Consider the following 19,074-nt stretch of genomic DNA (forward strand, 5'->3'; position numbering starts at 1 on the left):
TGCGGAGGTTCGTTCGTATGCCTGCATCGACACGACACCACAGAGCCCTCGCAGTGTTCGTCCACTGCCTCGGCGTCCTCGCCGCCCTGCCGGCACTGCACCCGTCGGCCCCGGAGGCCACGGCCGCGCAGCCCCGGCCGGTGGCGGCCACCCAGCCGCGACCGGCGGCGGCCCCGGAGGCGGCCGCACCGGCGATGCCCTCCGCGCCACCGGCGGTGCCGACCCCGACCCGGGCCGCGCCGCCACCGGCCCCGTCACCCGTCACCGTGGCGGTGGCGCCGGAGAGCACGCCGGCGCCGCGCTACCGGATCCAGGTGCGCAACACCGCCAACGCGCCGGTGGACACCACCGTCCGGCAGGAGCTGCCGGCGGGCTCCTCGGCGACCGCCATCTCCCCCGGTGGCCGGGCCACCCGCGCGGGGCAGTCGGCGGCCACCGAGGTGACCTGGCGGCTGCGGTTGCCGGCGAAGAGCACCACCACCCTCGGCACGGCGCTCACCATCGCCGCGCCGGGCCGCCCGCTGACCGCACCGGCCTGCGCCTTCGCCGGTGACGGCGGCCGACCGTACGACTGCGCGACGGCGACCTGGAACGCCGCGCCGGTGCCGGCCGCCGAGGTGACCGAGGCACCGGTGTGGCGCCGGCCACCCGTGGTGCTGGCGGGACTGGTCGCCGTGCTGCTGCTCGCCGCCGGCGGCGTGCTCTGGGCCTGGCGCCGCCGGCGGCGGCCGGTGGCCGCGGCGCTGGCCACCGACGGGCCGGGCACCGTGTACCCGCGACCGGCCGCGCCACGGCCGCCGGAGCGGCGCCGCACGCCGCCGGTGTGGCTGCTGGTCGGGGTGGCCGCGGCGGTGCTGGCCGGCACGATCGGCGCGGCCGGCTGGACGGCCACCCAGCGGGTCGCCGCGGTCGACACCGACAGCCAGCCGACCAGCGGGGCGTGGATCGGCCGCGGGGTGAACGGCCCGGTCGGCGTGCCGCTGCGCGAGTCGGCCTTCGAGTTCACCGTCTACCGCATCGCCTGCGACCCCGGGGTGGGCGGCCGGCGGTGCCAGGCCACCGTGGGCGTCCGCAACCTCACCCCGGAGCAACAGAGCTGGCACGGCCGGCTGCAACGGGCGTACCTGCCGGACGGCAACTTCGTCAGCACCGACGAGCTGGCCACCCGGGCGGCCAACCAGGGCCGGGACGTCTTCGCCCAGCCGATGGCACCGGGCACCCGGATGGTGCTGCCGCTGGTCTTCACCGTGGCCGGCTGGAAACCGCCGACCCAGTTGGAGCTGCGCAGCGGGGTCTTCTCCGCCGGGGTGCGGGTGGACGTGCCCTGACCGGCCGGCGGGCGGCGGTCGTACCCTGGGGTCCGTGACCGCCGCCCTCGCCCCCGCCGCCGCGCTCGACGCCGCGGACTGGCAGGCCCGGCGGCGGGCGCACGAGGAGCGGGTCGACGCCTGGCTCACCCCGCACCTGGCCCGGCGCCGCCGCGGGGAAAAGCACCCGGTGGAGGACTTCCTCTTCACCTACTACTCGCACCGGCCGGCTCAGCTGCGCCGCTGGCACCCCGGTGCCGGGGTGGTGCTGCGGGACGCGGACCCGGCCGAGTTCGGCCGGGACTACCGCGCCACCGCCGCCGGGGTCACCCTCGACACCGCCGCGGTACGCGCCCGCCGGGCCGACTCGGTCGACTGGATCCGCTCGCTGCTCGCGGCGACCGCCGGCCGGCCGGCGCACCTCGGCTGCTTCGGCATGCACGAGTGGGCGATGGTCTACCGGCAGACCCAGGCGGAGGTACGGCACAACGCGTGGCCGCTGCGGCTGAGCCCCGAGCAGACCGCGCGGACGGTGGAGGCGAACCGGATCCGGTGCAGCCACTTCGACGCGTACCGGTTCTTCACCACGCCGGCCCGGCCGCTGAACCTGCTCACCCCGGCCCGGGAGACCCAGCACGCCAACGAGCAGCCGGGCTGCCTGCACGCCAACATGGATCTCTACAAGTGGGCGTACAAGCTCTCCCCGCTGGTGCCGTCGGAGCTGGTCGCGGACTGCTTCGCGCTGGCCCGGGAGATCCGCGCCCTGGACATGCGGGCCAGCCCGTACGACCTCGCCGCGCTCGGCTACCCGCCGGTGCGGGTGGAGACCGCGGAGGGGCGGGCCGAGTACGTGGCAGCCCAGCGCGGTTTCGCCGAGCGGGCCGCGCGGCTGCGGGAGCGGCTGCTCGCGGCCGTACCGGACCAGCGAGCGGAGCCCGGCCGGACCAGCGCGGAGGTCAACCGGCCGGGCGGGCGCGCAGGCCGTCCAGCAGGAGGGTGACCACCGCGTCGAAGTCGTCGTCGAGGTCCGGTTCGGCCCAGTCGGCGACGTGGGCCGGGTGGTGGAACCGCGCGGTGGCCTGGAGCAGGGCCCGGGCGGCCAGGGCGGGGTCGGCGACGGCGAACTCGCCGGCCGCCACCCCGTCGGCGACGACGGTCGCGAGCTGCCCGGCCAGCTCGTCCAGGTGTCTCCCGACGACCGTGCGGGACTGGGTGGCCAACTGCTGGAAGTTGTCGAACAGCTCCGGGTCCTCGCGGGCGATCCGACGCTTGGTGCCACTCAGCTCGGCCAGCCAGCGGCGCAGCCGGGCCGGGGCGGGGTCGTCGGCGGTGGCCACCGCGACCAGCGGGGTGGAGACCCGGGCCAGCCACCGTTCGGCCACCGCGTCGCGCAGCGCGGCCTTGCTCGGGAAGTGCCGGTAGACGCTGCCGTGGCTGACCCCGAGCGCCCGGGCGACGTCCAGCACGGTCGCCTTGGCCGGGCCGAACCGGCGCAGCACCTCCTCGGCCGTGTCGAGGATGCGCTCGGCGGTGAGGATCGACGGGTCGGTCATCAGCACAGCCTCCCTGACGGCGTGACCGGCCGGGACGCGACCCCCGCCCGGGGGCCGCGTCCCGGCCGCGGGCTCACGCCTGCTCGCTGTCCAGGTGCGCCATCTGCGCCTCGTCGTACCGGCTGCCGGCCACCTCACCGACCGGCACGGCGGCCTCGATCGCGGCGAGGTCGTCGGCGCCCAGCCCGACCTCGAGCGCGCCCAGGGCCTCGGCCAGCCGGTCCCGACGCCGGGCGCCGACCAGCGGCACGATGTCCTCGCCGCGCGAGAGCACCCAGGCGATGGCGATCTGCGCGACCGTGACGCCCTTGGCCTCGGCGACCTTGCGCAGGGCGTCGACCAGGGCCAGGTTGCGGTCCAGGTTCTCGCCGGTGAAGCGGGGCAGGTAGCTGCGGAAGTCGGTGGGCCCGGTGCCCCGCCCGGCCGTCCAGTGCCCGCTGATCAGGCCCCGGGACAGCACCCCGTACGCGGTGACCCCGACGCCGAGTTCCCGGGCGACCGGGAGGATCTCGGTCTCGATGCCCCGGGAGATCAGCGAGTACTCGATCTGGAGGTCGGCGATCGGGTGCACGGCGTGCGCCCGGCGTAGCGTCCCGGCGCCCACCTCGGAGAGGCCGATGTGCCGGACGTGGCCGGCGGTGACCAGGTCGGCCAGCGCCCCGACGACGTCCTCGACCGGGACGTCCGGGGACATCCGGGCCGGCCGGTAGATGTCGACGTGATCGGTGCCGAGCCGGCGCAGGGTGTACGCCAGGAAGTTCTTGATCGCGGCCGGCCGCAGGTCGATGCCGTTCCAGCCGCCGTCGGCGTCGCGCAGCGCGCCGAACTTGACGCTGATCACCGCGTTGTCCCGGTTCCGGCCGCGCAGCGCGTCGCGGAGCAGCATCTCGTTGTGGCCCATGCCGTAGAAGTCGCCGGTGTCGAGCAGGGTCACGCCGGTGTCGAGCGCGGCGTGGACGGTGGCGATGCTCTCGGCCTCGTCGGCGGCGCCGTAGAGGTCCGACATGCCCATCAGGCCGAGCCCGAGGCGGGAGACGGTCGGGCCGGTGGTGCCGAGCGTGCGGGTGTCCATGGGTGCGTCCTCTCACCGTGGTGGTTGACGCCCTCAACGCTACATCGTCGGAGTAACAGATTCCAGATTCTGTCATTACAAGGCATGGGAGGCCGCTCACAGGCGGTGCTCACGAGGTCGTCGACCGGGGCCGCTACTCGCCGTCGACGCGGCGGTCCCGCTTGCGCTGCGACTGGCGCTTCTTCTCGGCCAGCCGGCGCTCCTTGGCGCCCCGGGACGGCCGGGTCGGCCGGCGCGGCGGGGGCGGTGGGGCCACCGCCTCGCGCAGCAGGGCGGTCAGCCGCTCCCGGGCGGCCTCCCGGTTGGCCAGCTGCGCCCGGTGCTCGCTGGCGGCGATGGTGAGCACCCCGTCGACCAGGCGGTTGGCCAGCCGCTCCAGGGCCCGCGCCCGCAGCGACGCCGGCACGCTCGGCGACGAGGCGAGGTCGAAACTCAGCTCGACCCGGGAGTCGGCGGTGTTCACCCCCTGCCCGCCGGGGCCGGACGAGCGGGAGAACCGTTCCCGCAGCTCCCCGGCGGGGACGACCCACCGGTCGGTCACCCGCAGTCCGTCGTCCACCCCCTGAGGCTAGCGCCCGGGCGGGTCGGCGGGCGTGGCACTCGGGGTGGGCGACGGTTGCGCGGCCTCGTCGTCGGCGCCGACGGCCGCGTACGCGACCGCCCCGACCAGCAGCAGGGCGATCACCCCGATCTTGGTGGTGACCGCCCGGACGAGCAGCCATGCGGCGCGACGCGCGCCGGGCACGGACTTCTTGACGGTCTGGTAGTCGGCCCAGCCGCGCCGGGCCCGGGCGTACGCCGACCCCACGCCGCAACCGATGATCAGGCCCACCAGCAGGAGGACCGCGATGAGAGGACGCTCCACCCACGCCAGTATCCATACTCAGCGTAATATTTCCATGGCCCGATCATTCCGCGCCGGGTATCCGACACTTCCCGCCTTCCCAGCGGGACGTGTCGGCAGCTCAGCCCCCCTTGCCGATGATCGTGTCGGCGGTCTGCTGCACCTGGTCGATCGGGATCGCGAAGCCGATGCCGATCGAGCCGTTGCCGTCGATGGTGGCGATCGCCGTGTTCACCCCGACCACCTCGCCGCGCGCGTTGACCAGCGGGCCGCCGGAGTTGCCCGGGTTGATCGAGGCGTCGGTCTGCACCGCGGAGTGCCGGTTGTCGCCGAGCCGGACCTGCCGGTCCAGCGCGCTGATGATGCCGGCGGTGACGGTGCCGGGCAGCCCCAGCGGCGACCCGACCGCCAGCACCGGCTCGCCGACCCGGGTGGATCCGGGCTTGGCCAACGGCAGCGCCGCCAGCCCGGCCGACGGCGGCACCTTGAGCACCGCCAGGTCGCTGCGCGGCTCCCGGCCGACCACCTCCGCGGCGAACCGCCGCCCGTCCGGCAGTTCCACCGTCACCGAGCCGTTGCGCCCCTTGGCCAGAATGTGGTCGTTGGTGATGATGTGCTGCTCGTTGTCCACGGCGAAGCCGGATCCGGTCGCCGACGCGCCGCCGGCCCCGCCGACCAGCACCGACACCACCCCCGGCACGGTCTTGCCGGCGGCGGTGACCAGCTCCGCCGGCACCGGCGCCGCGGAGGCCGGCGCCGCCCCGGGCGCGCCGTCCCGGCCGGCCACCCAGCCGCCGGCCACCGCGCCCGAGGCGGTGGAGAGGGCGACCACCGCCAGCGCGGCCAGCAGCCGGGTCCGCCAGCGCCGCCCCGCCGGGCCGCGACCCGCCCCGGTCCCGTCCCATCCGCCGCGCCCGTCCGGGTCCAGCTCGGGCGAGATGAACCAGGGGCCGCGGGGCTCGCCCAGTCCGGTCTGCACTGCCATGCGTACGCTCCTCACTGTCGGTCCGCCGGTCAGGGCAGGCGCGAGAACCAGCGCATCGAACCGGCCGCCGCACCCATCGCGAACACCAGCCCGAGGCCGATGAAGCGGGCCGACACGTCCTGCCGCTCGGTGCGGTACCCGACCGAACTGCCGATGTCGTCGTAGACCGCGCGCAGTTCGTCGGTCGTGCTGGCCTCGTGGAAGACGCCGCCGGTCTCCTCGGCGACCGCCCGCAGGGTCTGCCCGTCCACCGGCACCTGGATCGGCCGGCCGCCCCGGTCGACGAACCCGGTCGGGGTACCGAAGGAGATGGTGTGCACCGGGACCTCGACCGCGATGGCGTCCGCCGCGGCCTCCATCGGGTCCATCCCGGAGGTGTTCGCCCCGTCGGAGAGCAGGATGATCCGGGCCGGTGGCGGTTCCTTCGCCGCCTGGCTGTCCAGGCCCTTCACCGCGCCGAGCGAGGTGCTGATGGCCTCCCCGATCGCGGTGCCCTGCACGCCGGTGGTGCCCTCGGCGAGCCGGTCGATGCCGTCGTGCAGCGACTCCCGGTCGGTGCCCGGTGGCACCAGCACCGCGGCGCTGCCGGCGAAGGCGACCAACCCGACGTTGAACTCGTCCGGCAGGCCGTCGACGAACCGGCGGGCCGCCTCCTTGGCCGCGCTGAGCCGGTCCGGCTCGACGTCGGTGGCGAGCATCGAGGTCGAGACGTCCACCGCCACCACCACCGTGGCGCGCTCACGGGGGACCTGCACCTCGGCCGTCGGCCGGGCGAAGCCCACCACCAGCAACGCGAGCATGGCGAGGAAGAGTCCGGCCGGCACGTGCCGTCGCCACGCCGGCCGTTCCGGGGCCACCCGGTCGAGCAGCCGCAGGTTGGTGAACCGGACGGCGTACCGGCTGCGGCGGCGCTGCATCATCAGGTAGCCGACCGCCAGGGCGAGCACGCCGACGAGCAGCCAGAGCCGGACCGGGGACTCCCAGATCACGCGGCACCTCCCCGGGCCGTGCCGGCCGGGGCGGCCACCAGCCGACGCTGGGCCTGCACGTGCCGCACGATGTCGGCGCCCCAGTCCCGGTCGGTGCGCAGCGGCAGGTGGGTCGCCCCGCTGCGGCGCACCGCCTGACGGACCTGCTCGCGCTGGGCGGCCGCGGCCGCCGCGTACCGCTCGCGCAGCGACCGGTCGCCGGTCCAGACCTCGCGGTGGCGGCCGGTCTCCGGGTCGACCAGCGTGATCAGGCCGACGTCCGGCAGCTCCAGCTCACGTGGGTCGGTGATCTCGACAGCGAGCGTCTGGTGCCGGACGGCGAGCCGGCGCAGGGCGCGTTCCCAGGGTGGTTCCCGCCGGGGATCGTCGGGCAGCCCGTCGAGGAAGTCCGAGACCACCACCACCAGGCCGCGCCGGGTGGCCACCCGGTGCACGGCGTCCAGCGCCTCGGCCAGGTCGGGCGTCGCCGGGGGCACGTCCGCCGGGTCGTACCCGCCGGTGCGGGGTGCGGCCAGCAGCGCGCGGAGCAGCCCGAGCAGGTGGGTACGCCCGCTGCGGGCCGGATACCGGCGCAGCCCGTCGGGGCCGAGCACCTGCGCGCCGAGGCGGTTGCCGAGCCCGGCGGTGAGGAAGCCGACCGCCGCGACCGCCGCCACGGCCAGCTCCCGCTTGTCCAGCTCGGCGGTGCCGTACTCCATGCTCGGGCTGGCGTCGACCAGCAGCCAGGTGGTCAGTTCCCGGTCGGCGTCGACCTCGCGGACGTGCGGCACCGTGGTGCGGGCGGTCACCGCCCAGTCCATCCGGCGTACCTCGTCCTCACCGGGGCGGTACTCCCGACTGCCGGCCGGCTCGCTGCCCGGGCCGGGCAGCAGTCCCCGGTACTGCCCGTGCAGCAGGCCATCGAGCCGACGGGTGACGGTCAGCTCCAGCCGGCGCAGCCGCCGGTCGGGGGCGAGATCGGCCAGCCCCGGATCGGTCGGCGCGGGCGTGGTGGCGGCGCGCCACCTCATGCCGCCGCCAGGTCGGGCGCGTGCTCCGGACGGTTGTTGGCGATCCGGGGTGGCGGCACCGCGTCGACCAGCCGGCGGACCACCGACTCGGCGGCCACCCCGTCGGCGATCGCGTCGAAGGAGAGCACCAGCCGATGGGCGAGCACGTCCACGGCCAGTTCCCGGACGTCCTCGGGCAGCACGTACTCGCGGCCGCGCAGCAGCGCCTGGGCGCGGGCGGCGGCCACCAGGCCGAGGGTGGCCCGCGGGCTGGCTCCGTACGCGAGCAGCGGGGCGAGTTCCGCCAGCCCGAACCGGCCCGGGTCCCGGGTGGCCAGGATGAGCCGGACCACGTACTCGGCGATGGCGTGGTGCACGAAGACGTGGGCGGCCCGGAGCTGCAACCCGCGCAGCCGCTGCGGGTCGAGCACCTGGCGGGCCCGCGGCCGGTCGGTGCTCATCCGGTAGAGGATCGCCAGCTCGTCGGTGTCGCTCGGGTAGTCGACGACGATCTTCATGAGGAAGCGGTCGCGCTGCGCCTCGGGGAGCTGGTAGACCCCCTCCGACTCGATCGGGTTCTGGGTGGCCAGCACCAGGAACGGCTCGGGCACCTCGTAGCTGCGCCCGCCGATCGAGACCTGCCGCTCGGCCATCGCCTCCAGCAGCGCCGACTGCACCTTCGCCGGCGCCCGGTTGATCTCGTCGGCGAGCACCAGGTTCGCCATGATCGGGCCCAACTCGATGTCGAAGGTCTCCTTCGAGGCCCGGTAGATCCGGGTGCCGACGATGTCGGACGGGACGAGGTCCGGAGTGAACTGGATCCGGGAGAAGGTGCCACCGACCACCGTGGCGAGGGTCTGCGCGGCCAGGGTCTTGGCCACGCCGGGTACGCCCTCCAGCAGGCAGTGGCCGTCCGCGACGAGGGCGGTGAGCAGTCGGTCGACGAGCCGATCCTGCCCGACGATCACGCGTTTGACCTCGAAGAGGGTCTGTTCCAGCTCCGCAGTCGTCGCGTCGGGATCGACCGGGCTGGGCACGCTGGCCAGGGTGTCCGAGATGTCCGTCACGGTGCTTGCTTCCCGTGGCGGTGGTCGGACAAACGTCGGAATTACCGGCCCTGAGCAGCCCATACGGCACCGCCGACGCGGAACGCCTCAGCCCGGCAGGAACCGGAGAAGCCGGCCCGCACGACTGGCGTGCGGGCCGGCTCCCCGGCGGGGGTCAGAGGTGTACGACGAGGTGGAACGGCAGGTCGGCGGCGACGCCGGCCGAGTTGCGGGTCTGCACGAAGACCCCGTTCGGGGTCTGCAGCCGGGGCGCCACGGCGACCTCGCCGCCCGCCGGGATGCAGCAGGAGTCCGGCCGGCCGATGGTCGCCACGTAGACGCCGAAGCTGACGGTGTAGGGGAACTGGACCTCGTACTGGCCGACGCCGTACTTGATCACGGTGCCGGTGCCCCGGGCCCGGGTGCCGTTGGCGTTGACGATGATGGCGTAGTGGGTGCCGGCGGCCGCGGTCGCCTGCACGCCGGTGGCCAGCGCCGCCTTCGCCTTGCGCGCCGACTCCGCGGTCACGGGTGGCTGGGTGCCGCCGCCGGCGCGGGCGGCCGGCTGGGTGCCGTCCGGGGCCTGGGCGACGGCGACCCCGCCACCGGCCAGGGTGAGGGCCAGGACGGCGAACGCCACCGCCACCGCCTTACGTCTGAAGATCTTGGTCATGACAGGTCTCCCTTTTGTGACCGTGGTGATACGGCCGACCCGCGCTGCGCGGGACGGTTCCTTCCCCTTTTCAGCCCGGGACGGTAATTGACCGTAGCCAACCCAAGAATGGTCCCGGTCGCACCTGAAACGTAGAAGTCTTGTTAACTCGCACCCTTGCTGAGCAGCGATAACTACTCACAGTTTCGACGCCTCAACCACGTGGAACGTAACACCATAAAAAGCTGGACGTCAATAGTTGATCACGCTTTTCGGGGTTGCCGTATCGGCATCCTGAAACTGTGAAAGGCGAATGCTTCGGTATTCGTGAAATCCGTTCGCCGCAGTTGGCCGGGCCCCGACGCCGCAGCTGGCCGGATAGTCTCCAGCCATGATCACGCAGACCGCGCCGCACCCGGCCGGCACCCGCGCCGACCGGATCCGGACCGCGCTCTGCTGGGTCGCCGTGGCCCCCGGGGTCACCTGGGCGGTGGCGCGCCTGGCCGGGCTGGACCGCGGGCCGCTGGTGCAGGCGCTCGCCTTCACCCCGTACGTCGCCGCCGGGAGCCTGGTGCCGTTGCTGCTCGCGCTCGCCCTGCGGCGCCGCTGGCCGACGGTGGTCGCGGCGGTGACCACGGTCGCGCTGGTCGCCGTGGTGGCGCCCCGGGGGCTGGGCTCGGCGCAGCCGGCGGCGGCCGGGCCGACGCTGCGGGTGCTCACCGCGAACCTGCTGGCGGGCGCCGCCGACCCGCGCACGCTGGTCGACCTGGTCCGCACGCACCGGGTCGACGTGCTGGCCGTGCAGGAGTTCACCCCCGGCGCGCAGGCGGAGCTGGACCGGCTCGGCCTCGACCGGCTGCTCCCCCACCGGCGGCTCAACCCACAGGTGGGCACGCCCGGCTCCGGGCTCTACGCCCGCCACCCGATCGGCGACAGCGGCGTGCGGCAGCTGCGCGGCGGCTGGGGCTTCACCCAGGCGTACGGCACCGTGACGCCGCCGGCCGGCCCCCCGGTGCGGGTCGAGTCGGCGCACCCCGCGGCACCGTACGCGTGGACCAGGTCGGCTACTGGCGCGACGACCTGGCAGCACAGCCGCCGGCCACTCCGGACGGCCCACTGGGGATCCTGGCCGGGGACTTCAACGCCACCCTCGACCACGCCCCGCTGCGCGCCCTGCTGGCGACCGGGTACGTCGACGCGGCCGACGCCGCCGGTGCCGGCCTGACCGGCACCTGGGGCCCGTACGACGGCGACCCGATCCCCCCGGTGACGATCGACCACGTGCTGGTCGACCGCCGGATCGCGGTCCGCTCGGTGGCGGTGCGCCCGCTCCCCGGCAGCGACCACCGCGCCGTCCTCGCCGTCCTCACCCTCCCCGCCGCCTGACCCGCCCCTCGCCCGGACGCTTCCGGGCCGGCCACGCCGCCGGTCCGTCCCGCACGAGCGAGGTCAGACCCGGGTGCGGTCCAGGCCGTAGGTGAGGGCGTCGACGAGGGCGTGCCAGCTCGCCTCGACGACGTTGGGGTGCACGCCGACCGTCGTCCAGTCGCGGCCGTTGCCGTCGACGGTCTCCAGCAGCACCCGGGTCACCGCCCCGGTGCCGCTGCTGCCCTCCAGGATCCGCACCTTGTAGTCCGCCAGCTCGAAGTCGCGCAGCTCCGGGTAGTGCCGGGCCAGCCCGACCCGCAGCGCCTCGTCCAGCGCGTTGACCGGACCGTTCCCCTCGGCCGTGGCGATCACCCGCTCCCCGCGCACCCGGATCTTGACGGTCGCCTCGGAGACCACCGCGCCGTCCTCGCGGTGCTCCACCAGCACCCGGTACGACTCCAGCGCGAACGGGCGCACCGGGGCGACGTCCGGCAGCTCGGAGCGGACCAGCAGCTCGAACGAGGCGTCCGCGGCCTCGAACGACCAGCCCCCGGCCTCCAGTTCCTTGACCCGGCCGGTCACCCGGGACAGCGCCTCCGGATGGCCGGCCAGGTCCAGGCCGAGCTCACGGCTCTTGAGCTCGACGCTGGCCCGGCCGGCCATCTCGGTCACCAGGATCCGCATGTCGTTGCCCACCACCTGTGGGTCCACGTGGTTGTAGAGCAGCGGATCCACCTTGATCGCGCTCGCGTGCAGCCCCGCCTTGTGGGCGAAGGCCGCGGCCCCGACGTACGCCTGGTGGGTGTCGGGGGCGATGTTGGCGATCTCGGCGATGGCGTGGGAGACCCGCACCATCTGTTCCAGGCAGCCCTCCGGTAGGACGGGCAGCCCGAGCTTGAGTTGGAGGTTGGCGACCACCGCGAAGATGTCGGCGTTGCCGGGGCGCTCGCCGTAGCCGTTCGCGGTGCCCTGGACGTGGCGCACCCCGGCCTCGACCGCGGCGACGGTGTTGGCCACCGCGCAGGCGGTGTCGTTCTGGGCGTGCATGCCGAACAGTTCCGGCCCCACGCCGAGCCGGTCGGTCAGGTCGGCGATCGCCGCGGTGACCTGCGACGGCAGCATCCCGCCGTTGGTGTCGCAGAGCACCACCCGCTCGGCGCCCGCGGCGAGCGCGGTCTCCACCACCGCGGCGGTGTACGCCGGGTCCTGCCGGTAACCGTCGAAGAAGTGCTCCCCGTCGACGAAGACCCGCCGCCCCTGCCCGACCAGGTACGCCACGGTGTCGTGGACCATCGCGAGGTTCTCCGCGGCGGTGGTGCGCAGCGCGCGTTCGACGTGCCGCAGGTCGGCCTTGGCGACCAGGGCCACCGCCGGGGTCCGCGCGTCGAGCAGGCCGCGCACCTGCGGGTCGTCGGCGACCGCCACGCCGGCCCGCCGGGTGGCGCCGAACGCGACCAGCACCGCGTGCTTCAGGTCGAGTTCGCCGTACGCCCGGCGGAAGAACTCGGTGTCCTTCGGCACCGCGCCCGGCCAGCCGCCCTCGATGAAGCCGACCCCGAACTCGTCGAGCAGCCGGGCCACCGCGAGCTTGTCGACCACCGAGTAGCTCAGCCCCTCGCGCTGCGCGCCGTCGCGCAACGTCGTGTCGTACACCTGGAACGTCATGCGGAGTCCTTTCGGGGAGCAACAAAAAGACCCCCCGCGGATGCGGGAGGTCTGCGCGCTCGGCGGACGGGGAGCCGGCGCGCTAGCTGCGAATAATCAGGACGGTGCTGGTCACGATCGGTACTCTGCCACTCCCCCCTGGTTTTGGGAGGCAAAATCCATATGTCGGGACGGTGACGGAGGGTTGCGGTAGCCCACCCGCCTGGCACTTCCGGACAGAACCCGCCGTTCGTGATCGACTTCACAAGTCACCCCGGTCGCCACCAGCCGGAAACACCGCTGCGGAAGTATCTGGAACAGATCCAGTTACCGGCCTCGTGCCGCTGTCAAGGAGGACCTGTGCTCACTGTCGGTGACCGCTTCCCCGAGTACGAACTCACCGCCTGCGTGTCGCTGGAGGCCGACAAGGCCTTCGAGACCATCAACCACAAGTCCCACGAGGGCAAGTGGCGGGTCGTCTTCTTCTGGCCGAAGGACTTCACCTTCATCTGCCCGACGGAGATCGCCGAGTTCGGCCGGCTCAACGGCGAGTTCGCCGACCGGGACGCCCAGGTCCTCGGCGTGTCGGTGGACAACGAGTACGTCCACTACGCCTGGCGCAAGGACCACCCGGACCTGCGCGAGCTGCCGTTCCCGATGCTCAGCGACATCAAGCGCGAGCTGACCAGCGCCTGCGGCGTGCTCGGCGAGGACGGCGTGGCCCAGCGGGCGACCTTCATCGTCGACCCGAACAACGAGATCCAGTTCGCCATGGTGACCGCCGGCTCGGTCGGCCGGAACGTCTCCGAGGTGCTGCGGGTGCTGGACGCGCTGCAGACCGACGAACTCTGCCCGTGCAACTGGAACAAGGGCGCGGAGACGCTGGACGCCAACGCGCTCCTCGCCGGCGCGGGAGCCTGAGCATGGGCCTGGACGCGGTCAAGGCGGCTCTGCCCGAGTACGCCAAGGACATCAAGCTCAACCTCGGCTCCACCATCGGGACCAGCACGCTGAACCCGGTCCAGGCCTGGGGCACCGCGCTGGCCTGCGCGGTCGCCGCGCGCAACCCGGTGGTGCTGCGGGAGATCGCCGTCGAGGCGGCCGGCCACCTCAAGCCGGAGGCGGTCGAGGCGGCCAAGGGCGCCGCCGCGATCATGGCGATGAACAACATCTACTACCGGTCCAAGCACCTGATCGGCGACGAGCAGTACCAGTCGATCCCGGCCCGGCTGCGGATGCAGATCATCGCCCGACCCGGGGTGGAGAAGGCCGACTTCGAGCTGTGGTGCCTCGCCGTCTCGGCGATCACCGGCTGCGGCGTCTGCCTCGAGTCGCACGAGAAGACGCTGCGCGCCGCGGGCTTCAGCCGCGAGCAGGTGCACGAGGGGCTGCGGATCGCCGCCGTCGTGCACGCCGCCGCGGTCACCCTGGACGCGGAGGCCGCGCTGGCCTGAGCAGTCTCCTGAGGGCCGGCCGGTCACACCGGCCGGCCCTTTTCGTGGGTACGGGACAGGTGTACCGATCTCGACACCGGGTAGGACATGGGGCTGACAGGGCACCAACCCCCGATCAGTCGAGTAGAGGAGTGAAACGCCATGGAGCGGCTCGACCCTCGGACGACCAACGGGACGCCGGACCCGCTCGTGCCCGATGGCACCGTCATGGGCGGCGCGCCCGGCGGTACCTTCGACCCGTGGCGCTACCGGGACGACGCCGGGATGACCGGCGCCGACCTGGTGGGCTACAGGGTGGAGGCGAGTGACGGCGGCATCGGCAAGGTGGACCGGGCCAGCCACGAGGTGAACTCCAGTTACCTCGTGGTCGACACCGGCCCCTGGATCTTCGGCAAGAAGGTCATGATCCCTGCCGGCACCGTCAACCACGTCGACCACGACGAGCGGAAGGTCTACGTCGACCGGAGCAAGGACCAGATCAAGGCCGCGCCCGAGTACGACGAGACCGCCGACACCGACCCGGCTTACCGGGACAAGCTCGGTGGTTACTACGGCGACACGTACTCGGCGATCCCGCCGGGTACCGCCAGGTAACGGTTGATCCTGTTTGGACGGCCGGTGGGGCCGCGGCCCCACCGGCCGTTACCGTGTCAGGGTGGACGCCACCGAGGTCAACCGCCGGATCCCGTTCTCCGCCATGTTCAACTTCCGCGACGTCGGTGGCTATCCCGGCCACGACGGCCGGACAGTGCGCCCGGGACGGCTGTACCGCTCCGACTCGCTGCACCGCATCGACGAGACCGACCGGGCCGCGTTCGCCGCCCTCGGCGTCCGGACCGTCATCGACCTGCGCCGCCCGTACGAGGTGGAGCGGGACGGCCGGGTGCCGGACTTCCCCGGCCTGACCTGGCGGCACGTGCCGCCGGAGCACGCCGAGTGGGACCTACGGCCATACCAGCCGGGCAGCGACCTGGCCCGCTACCTCGCCGACCGGTACGCCGACCTGGCCGACACCGGCACCGCCGGGCTGGCCCGGGCGGTCGGGCTGATCGCCGACGCCGGCAACGCCCCGGTGGTGGTGCACTGCGTGGCCGGCAAGGACCGCACCGGCATCGTCTGCGCGCTGACCCTCGCCGTGCTCGGGGTCGGCGACGAGACCATCGGCGCCGACTACGCGCTCAGCACCGAGGCGGGCGAGCGGTTCCTCGCCTGGTTCGCCAGCACCGGCAAGGAGATGCGGCCGGGCCTGCCGCCGCTCACCTGCCCGGCCGAGGCCATCACGCTCTTCCTCGCCGAGCTGCGGGAGCGGCACGGCTCGGTGGAGGACTACCTGCGCCACGCCGGCGTCACGGACGCCCAGCTCGCCGCACTCCGCGACCACCTGCTGGCGTAGCGGGCGGCGCGGGGCGGCGCCCGGGCGGCGACGACCCGCGCACGGGCCGCCGCGGCGGCCCGGCTCAGAGGACGCGGGTGACCCAGCCGTGCGGGTCGGCGACCTTGCCGCGCTGAAGGTCGACCAGCTGCTGGCGCAGGGCCATGGTGACCCGCCCCGGCTCGCCGCCGCCGACCAGGAACTCGCCGTCCGGGAACCGGACCTCCCCGATCGGGGTGATCACGGCCGCGGTGCCGCAGGCGAAGACCTCACGCAACCGGCCGCTGGCCGCGTCCGCCTGCCAGTCGGCGAAGGTCACCGGCCGCTCCTCGACCCGGTGTCCGGCCTCGGCGGCCAGGGTGAGCACCGACTCCCGGGTGATGCCGGGCAGGATGGTGCCGGTCAGCGGCGGGGTGACCAGGGTGTCGTCGTCGTAGACGAAGAAGACGTTCATGCCGCCCAGCTCGTCGACGAACCGGCGCTCCACCGCGTCCAGGAAGACCACCTGGTCGCAGCCGTGCTCGATGGCCTCCGCCTGGGCGACCAGCGAGGCGGCGTAGTTGCCGCCGCACTTCGCCGCGCCGGTGCCGCCGGGCGCGGCCCGGGTGTAGTCCGGCGAGACCCAGACCTTGACCGGCGTGACACCGCCGGCGAAGTATGCCCCGACCGGCGAGGCGATCAGCACGTAGAGGTATTCGTTGGCCGGCCGGACGCCGAGGAACACCTCGCTGGCGAACATGAACGGCCGCAGGTAGAGGCTGCCGTCCGCACCCTCCGGGATCCATTCCCGGTCGACCTCGATGAGCCGGTGCAGCGAGTCGACGAACGCCTGCGGCGGCAGCGGCGGCATCGCCATCCGCTGGGCCGAGGCCACGAACCGGGCCGCGTTGGCCTCCGGCCGGAACATGGTCACCCCGCCGTCGGCGGTGCGGTAGGCCTTCAGCCCCTCGAAGATCTCCTGCGCGTAGTGCAGCACGGCACTGGCCGGGTCCATCGGGATGGGGGCGCGGGCCTCGACCCGGGCGTCGTACCAGCCCTTGCCGTCGGCGTACCGGATGGTCACCATGTGGTCGGTGAAGACCCGGCCGAACCCGGGGTTGGCCAGCAGGGCAGCCCGGTCGGCGGCGGATACCGGCGCGGGATTCGGACGGATCTCGAAGTCGAGCTTGTCACCACCGCTCATCGCGCTGACCTCCCTGCGGGACAACGGCATGCGGGACCGCACGCCGGAGGAACTGGTGCCAGAAACTTACCCCGAACGGTCGTTCGGCCGGAATGCGGCCGGGAGCAGCTCTGACACGGGCACGTCGAGCGCGTGGGCGATGCGCTGGAGGTCGTTCAGGTCGATCGCCTGCGTGCCGGTCAGCCGGTAGTTCAGCCAGGCCGGTGACACGCCGAGAGCCTGCGCGAGCTGCCGCTGGCTCATCCGGCGCCGGGTGAGGAGCACCCGGATTTCCTCGGCGACCTGGTCGCTGAGCGTCCTCATGGTGTCCGTAGCCGCGTTCGTCATGCGATAAGGCTGACACCGTTTCGGTATCAAGTCAACGGTTCGTGACTCACGGAAACAGAACCCTTGACACTGTTACGCTATCCGTGACACCCTTCCGGCATGACGAACGATGTTCGCGCCAAGATCGCCGCCGAGGTGCGCGCCGAGATGGCGCGGCAGAACAAGACGCAGCGGGACCTCGCCGAGCGCCTCGGGATCACGCAGCCGTCCGTCCAGCTGCGGCTGTCCGGGCAGCGGCCGTTCCGCGCGGAGGAGCTGCCGGTCATCGCCGACTGGCTCGGCGTACCGGCCGCGCAGCTCCTGCCGTCGCTCAGCCCGGCGGCGTGAGCCCGTTCCCGTGGCAGAAGCCGAACGGCGCGCCACGACCGGCGACCGCACCGAAGCCGCGGACGCCCGGCAAGCCACCCAAGCCCGCGAAGCCACCGAAGGGGAAGTGATGTCGCACCCGACCGGACCTGCTGGTCCTGGCCCGTGTGGTCCTGGTGGTACGGGGCCGGGCCGCGTGGTGGCGATGGTCGCGCAGGCGGCCGTGTTGGTCGCGGTCGGCCTGGTCCTGATCGTCGCCGCGCTGACGGCGCCCGCCCCGGCCGTCGAGCCGGTGCCGTGGCGGACGGCGACCGAGCAGGAGCGGCGGGACCACGACGCCGGCCAGCTCGCCGAGGCCCTCGACGCCGAGTGGCGCAGCGGCCAGCAAGAAGGGGCCACGGCTCTCGACAAGCCGTGACCCCGGATCTCTACCCGCACCAGCCAGCCAAGAAAGGAACGGTCGAGATGACCAACGTACCGAACTTGCCCGAGGTCGCGCAGCAGCCGCAGACCCAACCCGCCCCGACGCCGGGCAACCCGTTCCCGGCGCCGTGGCCCGGCAAGCCCGGCCCGTCAGTGGAGGACCAGGCGGCCGAGCACTACCACGTCGGCGGGTCGGCCGGCGGTGCGGGTGACAACGAGGCCGTGTGCGCGTGCGGCGTCACCTACGCCGGGTTCGACACGCACGCCGCGGCGGTGGCGCTGCTGAACACGCACATCACCGCGGCGAACGCCAAGCCTCGGCCGGCCGAGCTGGTGTCGGCGGCCGCGGCCGGCCAGCCGGCGCTGGTCCGGATCGCCCGGACCAACATGCTGCGGGCGATCACCCGGCTGTCGTTCGCCGTCGAGCGGTCGGCGCTGCCCGCGCCGGTGGCGGTGGCCTTCCTGCGCGGCCGGCAGGCGGTGGAGTTGGAGTTCGACACGATCGCCGAGGCGGAGGCGTGGGCGGTCGAGCTGCGCGTGGACCGCGAGGCCCAGCTGAGCGAGAGCCGTGACCGCACCGGCGTGCTGTACCGCGGGTACCTGGCGACCGCTGAGTGGCGCGGCTTCGAGGTGACCCTGGGCGCGGTCGAGCGGGCCACCGAGCAGACCTCGGCGGTGCCGGCATGATGGCCGGGATCCTGGAGGGCGTCCGGGCGGCGGCGCCGGAGGTCGGCGGTCTGCTGCTGACCGTGCTGCTGGTGCTGCTCGCGTACCGGGCCTGCGAGGCGTGGGACCGGGCCGCGGACGGCCGCGTGATCGGCGTGCGCTGGCGCGGCCGCCTGGACGACGCCGACGGCCAAATGGCCGAGCTGAAGTCGATGATAGTCCGCTCGCGTCGGGCGGGTGTCCGGTGACCGCCGCGGCGACCGCCGTCCGGGTGCCGGCGCAGGCCGGCCCGCCGGCGGCCGAGGTGGACCAGGGCGCGCTCGACCGGTGGGCGCTGGTGACCGCAGCGCAGGCCGGTGACCGGCAGGCGTTCGGCCGGATCTACGAGCTGTACGCGGACACGGTGTACCGGTTCGTCTACTACCGGACCAACGGCAACCGGCTGCTGGCCGAGGACCTGACCGCCGACACGTTCGTGCGGGCGCTGCGACGGATCGACAGCGTCACGTGGCAGGGCCGGGATCTCGGGGCGTGGCTGGTCACGATCGCCCGCAATCTGGTGGCCGACTACTTCAAGTCCGGCCGTTACCGGCTGGAGGTCACCACCGGCGACGTCCTCGACGCCGACCGGGAAGACCGCAGCGCCGAGGGCGACCCGGCCCGAGCGGTGGCCGATCACTTCACCAACCTGACCCTGCTCGCCGCGATGCAGCAGCTCAACCACGAGCAGCAGGAGTGCATCCGGCTGCGGTTCCTGGTCGGCCTGTCCGTGATCGACACCGCGCGGGAGATGGGCAAGCAGGAGGGCGCGATCAAGGCCCTGCAGTACCGGGCGGTCCGCGCGCTGCGCCGGCTGCTGCCCGACGGCTTCGAGGCGGTGCTCAAGTGCTGACC

Annotated in this window: 23 protein-coding genes and 2 pseudogenes; 13 read left to right on the plus strand and 12 right to left on the minus strand. The window is 73.6% G+C overall.

Annotated features, from left to right (window positions below; all coding sequences use genetic code 11):
• Positions 1–17 precede the first annotated feature (17 nt).
• Complete coding sequence (locus AC1WTP_RS09855; protein ID WP_481648905.1) at positions 18–1,328, plus strand: hypothetical protein; 1,311 nt, start codon at positions 18–20, stop codon at positions 1,326–1,328.
• A 34-nt stretch (positions 1,329–1,362) separates the two neighbouring features.
• The gene (locus AC1WTP_RS09860) at positions 1,363–2,307 is read left to right on the plus strand and encodes a 3-methyladenine DNA glycosylase (RefSeq protein WP_481648906.1); all 945 of its coding nucleotides are present in this window, start codon (positions 1,363–1,365) and stop codon (positions 2,305–2,307) included.
• Here AC1WTP_RS09860 and AC1WTP_RS09865 read toward each other — a convergent pair.
• The 9 genes from AC1WTP_RS09865 to AC1WTP_RS09905 all read right to left on the minus strand — a co-directional run bounded on the left by AC1WTP_RS09865 (position 2,264) and on the right by AC1WTP_RS09905 (position 9,458).
• Positions 2,264–2,860 (minus strand): TetR/AcrR family transcriptional regulator, encoded by a 597-nt coding sequence (locus tag AC1WTP_RS09865; RefSeq protein ID WP_481648907.1) that lies wholly within the window; start codon positions 2,858–2,860, stop codon positions 2,264–2,266. The genes AC1WTP_RS09860 and AC1WTP_RS09865 overlap by 44 nt on opposite strands.
• Before the next feature lie 73 nt (positions 2,861–2,933).
• Positions 2,934–3,932 carry an aldo/keto reductase gene (locus AC1WTP_RS09870; protein WP_481648908.1) on the minus strand — a complete coding sequence of 333 codons (999 nt, stop codon included), beginning with the start codon at positions 3,930–3,932 and terminating at the stop codon, positions 2,934–2,936.
• Positions 3,933–4,065: 133 nt separating this feature from the next.
• On the minus strand, positions 4,066–4,491 hold the full coding sequence (gene arfB, locus AC1WTP_RS09875) for an alternative ribosome rescue aminoacyl-tRNA hydrolase ArfB (RefSeq protein WP_481648909.1): 426 nt from the start codon (positions 4,489–4,491) through the stop codon (positions 4,066–4,068).
• A 9-nt stretch (positions 4,492–4,500) separates the two neighbouring features.
• Positions 4,501–4,797, minus strand: coding sequence for a hypothetical protein (locus AC1WTP_RS09880; RefSeq protein ID WP_481648910.1), 297 nt, complete (start codon positions 4,795–4,797; stop codon positions 4,501–4,503).
• 100 nt (positions 4,798–4,897) lie between these two features.
• On the minus strand, positions 4,898–5,761 hold the full coding sequence (locus AC1WTP_RS09885; RefSeq protein WP_481648911.1) for a S1C family serine protease: 864 nt from the start codon (positions 5,759–5,761) through the stop codon (positions 4,898–4,900).
• A gap of 29 nt (positions 5,762–5,790) precedes the next feature.
• Positions 5,791–6,750, minus strand: coding sequence for a VWA domain-containing protein (locus AC1WTP_RS09890; protein ID WP_481648912.1), 960 nt, complete (start codon positions 6,748–6,750; stop codon positions 5,791–5,793).
• Positions 6,747–7,760 (minus strand): DUF58 domain-containing protein, encoded by a 1,014-nt coding sequence (locus tag AC1WTP_RS09895; RefSeq protein ID WP_481648913.1) that lies wholly within the window; start codon positions 7,758–7,760, stop codon positions 6,747–6,749. The genes AC1WTP_RS09890 and AC1WTP_RS09895 overlap by 4 nt, the downstream gene beginning before the upstream one ends.
• Entirely contained in the window at positions 7,757–8,806 is a 1,050-nt protein-coding gene (locus AC1WTP_RS09900) for an AAA family ATPase (RefSeq protein WP_481648914.1), read from the minus strand. Before AC1WTP_RS09900 ends, AC1WTP_RS09895 begins: the two co-directional genes overlap by 4 nt.
• A 154-nt stretch (positions 8,807–8,960) precedes the next feature.
• A complete protein-coding gene (locus AC1WTP_RS09905; protein ID WP_481648915.1) occupies positions 8,961–9,458 on the minus strand; it encodes a hypothetical protein in 498 nt (165 codons plus the stop codon).
• A 370-nt stretch (positions 9,459–9,828) separates the two neighbouring features.
• Between AC1WTP_RS09905 and AC1WTP_RS09910 the strand changes: the two are divergent.
• Positions 9,829–10,323: pseudogene (locus AC1WTP_RS09910) on the plus strand (endonuclease/exonuclease/phosphatase family protein); the annotation flags it as partial.
• Positions 10,324–10,397: 74 nt separating this feature from the next.
• Positions 10,398–10,823 (plus strand): endonuclease/exonuclease/phosphatase family protein, encoded by a 426-nt coding sequence (locus AC1WTP_RS09915; RefSeq protein WP_481649018.1) that lies wholly within the window; start codon positions 10,398–10,400, stop codon positions 10,821–10,823.
• A 63-nt stretch (positions 10,824–10,886) separates the two neighbouring features.
• Here AC1WTP_RS09915 and cimA read toward each other — a convergent pair whose 3' ends face one another.
• Positions 10,887–12,470, minus strand: coding sequence for a citramalate synthase (cimA, locus tag AC1WTP_RS09920; RefSeq protein ID WP_481648916.1), 1,584 nt, complete (start codon positions 12,468–12,470; stop codon positions 10,887–10,889).
• Positions 12,471–12,809: 339 nt separating this feature from the next.
• Here cimA and AC1WTP_RS09925 point away from each other — a divergent pair, with 339 nt between their 5' ends.
• The 4 genes from AC1WTP_RS09925 (at position 12,810) to AC1WTP_RS09940 (ending at position 15,296) form a co-directional block, all read left to right on the plus strand.
• Positions 12,810–13,370 carry a peroxiredoxin gene (locus AC1WTP_RS09925; protein ID WP_481648917.1) on the plus strand — a complete coding sequence of 187 codons (561 nt, stop codon included), beginning with the start codon at positions 12,810–12,812 and terminating at the stop codon, positions 13,368–13,370.
• Positions 13,371–13,372: 2 nt separating this feature from the next.
• Positions 13,373–13,903 (plus strand): alkylhydroperoxidase, AhpD family, encoded by a 531-nt coding sequence (gene ahpD, locus AC1WTP_RS09930; protein ID WP_481648918.1) that lies wholly within the window; start codon positions 13,373–13,375, stop codon positions 13,901–13,903.
• Between the two features lie 141 nt (positions 13,904–14,044).
• A complete protein-coding gene (locus AC1WTP_RS09935) occupies positions 14,045–14,497 on the plus strand; it encodes a PRC-barrel domain-containing protein (RefSeq protein ID WP_481648919.1) in 453 nt (150 codons plus the stop codon).
• Between the two features lie 61 nt (positions 14,498–14,558).
• Positions 14,559–15,296 carry a tyrosine-protein phosphatase gene (locus AC1WTP_RS09940; protein WP_481648920.1) on the plus strand — a complete coding sequence of 246 codons (738 nt, stop codon included), beginning with the start codon at positions 14,559–14,561 and terminating at the stop codon, positions 15,294–15,296.
• Positions 15,297–15,360: 64 nt separating this feature from the next.
• Here the strand turns inward: AC1WTP_RS09940 and AC1WTP_RS09945 are convergent, their stop codons facing one another.
• Positions 15,361–16,458: a branched-chain amino acid aminotransferase gene (locus AC1WTP_RS09945; protein ID WP_481648921.1), complete on the minus strand. Its 1,098-nt coding sequence runs from the start codon at positions 16,456–16,458 to the stop codon at positions 15,361–15,363.
• 66 nt (positions 16,459–16,524) lie between these two features.
• A complete protein-coding gene (locus AC1WTP_RS09950; RefSeq protein WP_481648922.1) occupies positions 16,525–16,785 on the minus strand; it encodes a helix-turn-helix domain-containing protein in 261 nt (86 codons plus the stop codon).
• 99 nt (positions 16,786–16,884) lie between these two features.
• On the opposite strand from AC1WTP_RS09950, the gene AC1WTP_RS09955 reads away from it, so the two are divergent.
• The 5 genes and pseudogenes from AC1WTP_RS09955 to AC1WTP_RS09975 all read left to right on the plus strand — a co-directional run.
• A complete protein-coding gene (locus AC1WTP_RS09955) occupies positions 16,885–17,112 on the plus strand; it encodes a helix-turn-helix domain-containing protein (RefSeq protein WP_481648923.1) in 228 nt (75 codons plus the stop codon).
• 184 nt (positions 17,113–17,296) lie between these two features.
• On the plus strand, positions 17,297–17,509 hold the full coding sequence (locus AC1WTP_RS09960) for a hypothetical protein (RefSeq protein ID WP_481648924.1): 213 nt from the start codon (positions 17,297–17,299) through the stop codon (positions 17,507–17,509).
• A gap of 47 nt (positions 17,510–17,556) precedes the next feature.
• The gene (locus tag AC1WTP_RS09965; protein ID WP_481648925.1) at positions 17,557–18,201 is read left to right on the plus strand and encodes a hypothetical protein; all 645 of its coding nucleotides are present in this window, start codon (positions 17,557–17,559) and stop codon (positions 18,199–18,201) included.
• Positions 18,198–18,428: a hypothetical protein gene (locus AC1WTP_RS09970; RefSeq protein WP_481648926.1), complete on the plus strand. Its 231-nt coding sequence runs from the start codon at positions 18,198–18,200 to the stop codon at positions 18,426–18,428. The genes AC1WTP_RS09965 and AC1WTP_RS09970 overlap by 4 nt, the downstream gene beginning before the upstream one ends.
• 74 nt (positions 18,429–18,502) lie before the next feature.
• Positions 18,503–19,072: pseudogene (locus tag AC1WTP_RS09975) on the plus strand (sigma-70 family RNA polymerase sigma factor); the annotation flags it as partial.
• Between the last annotated feature and the right edge of the window lie 2 nt (positions 19,073–19,074).

Source organism: Micromonospora sp. R311 (genome assembly GCF_056780015.1).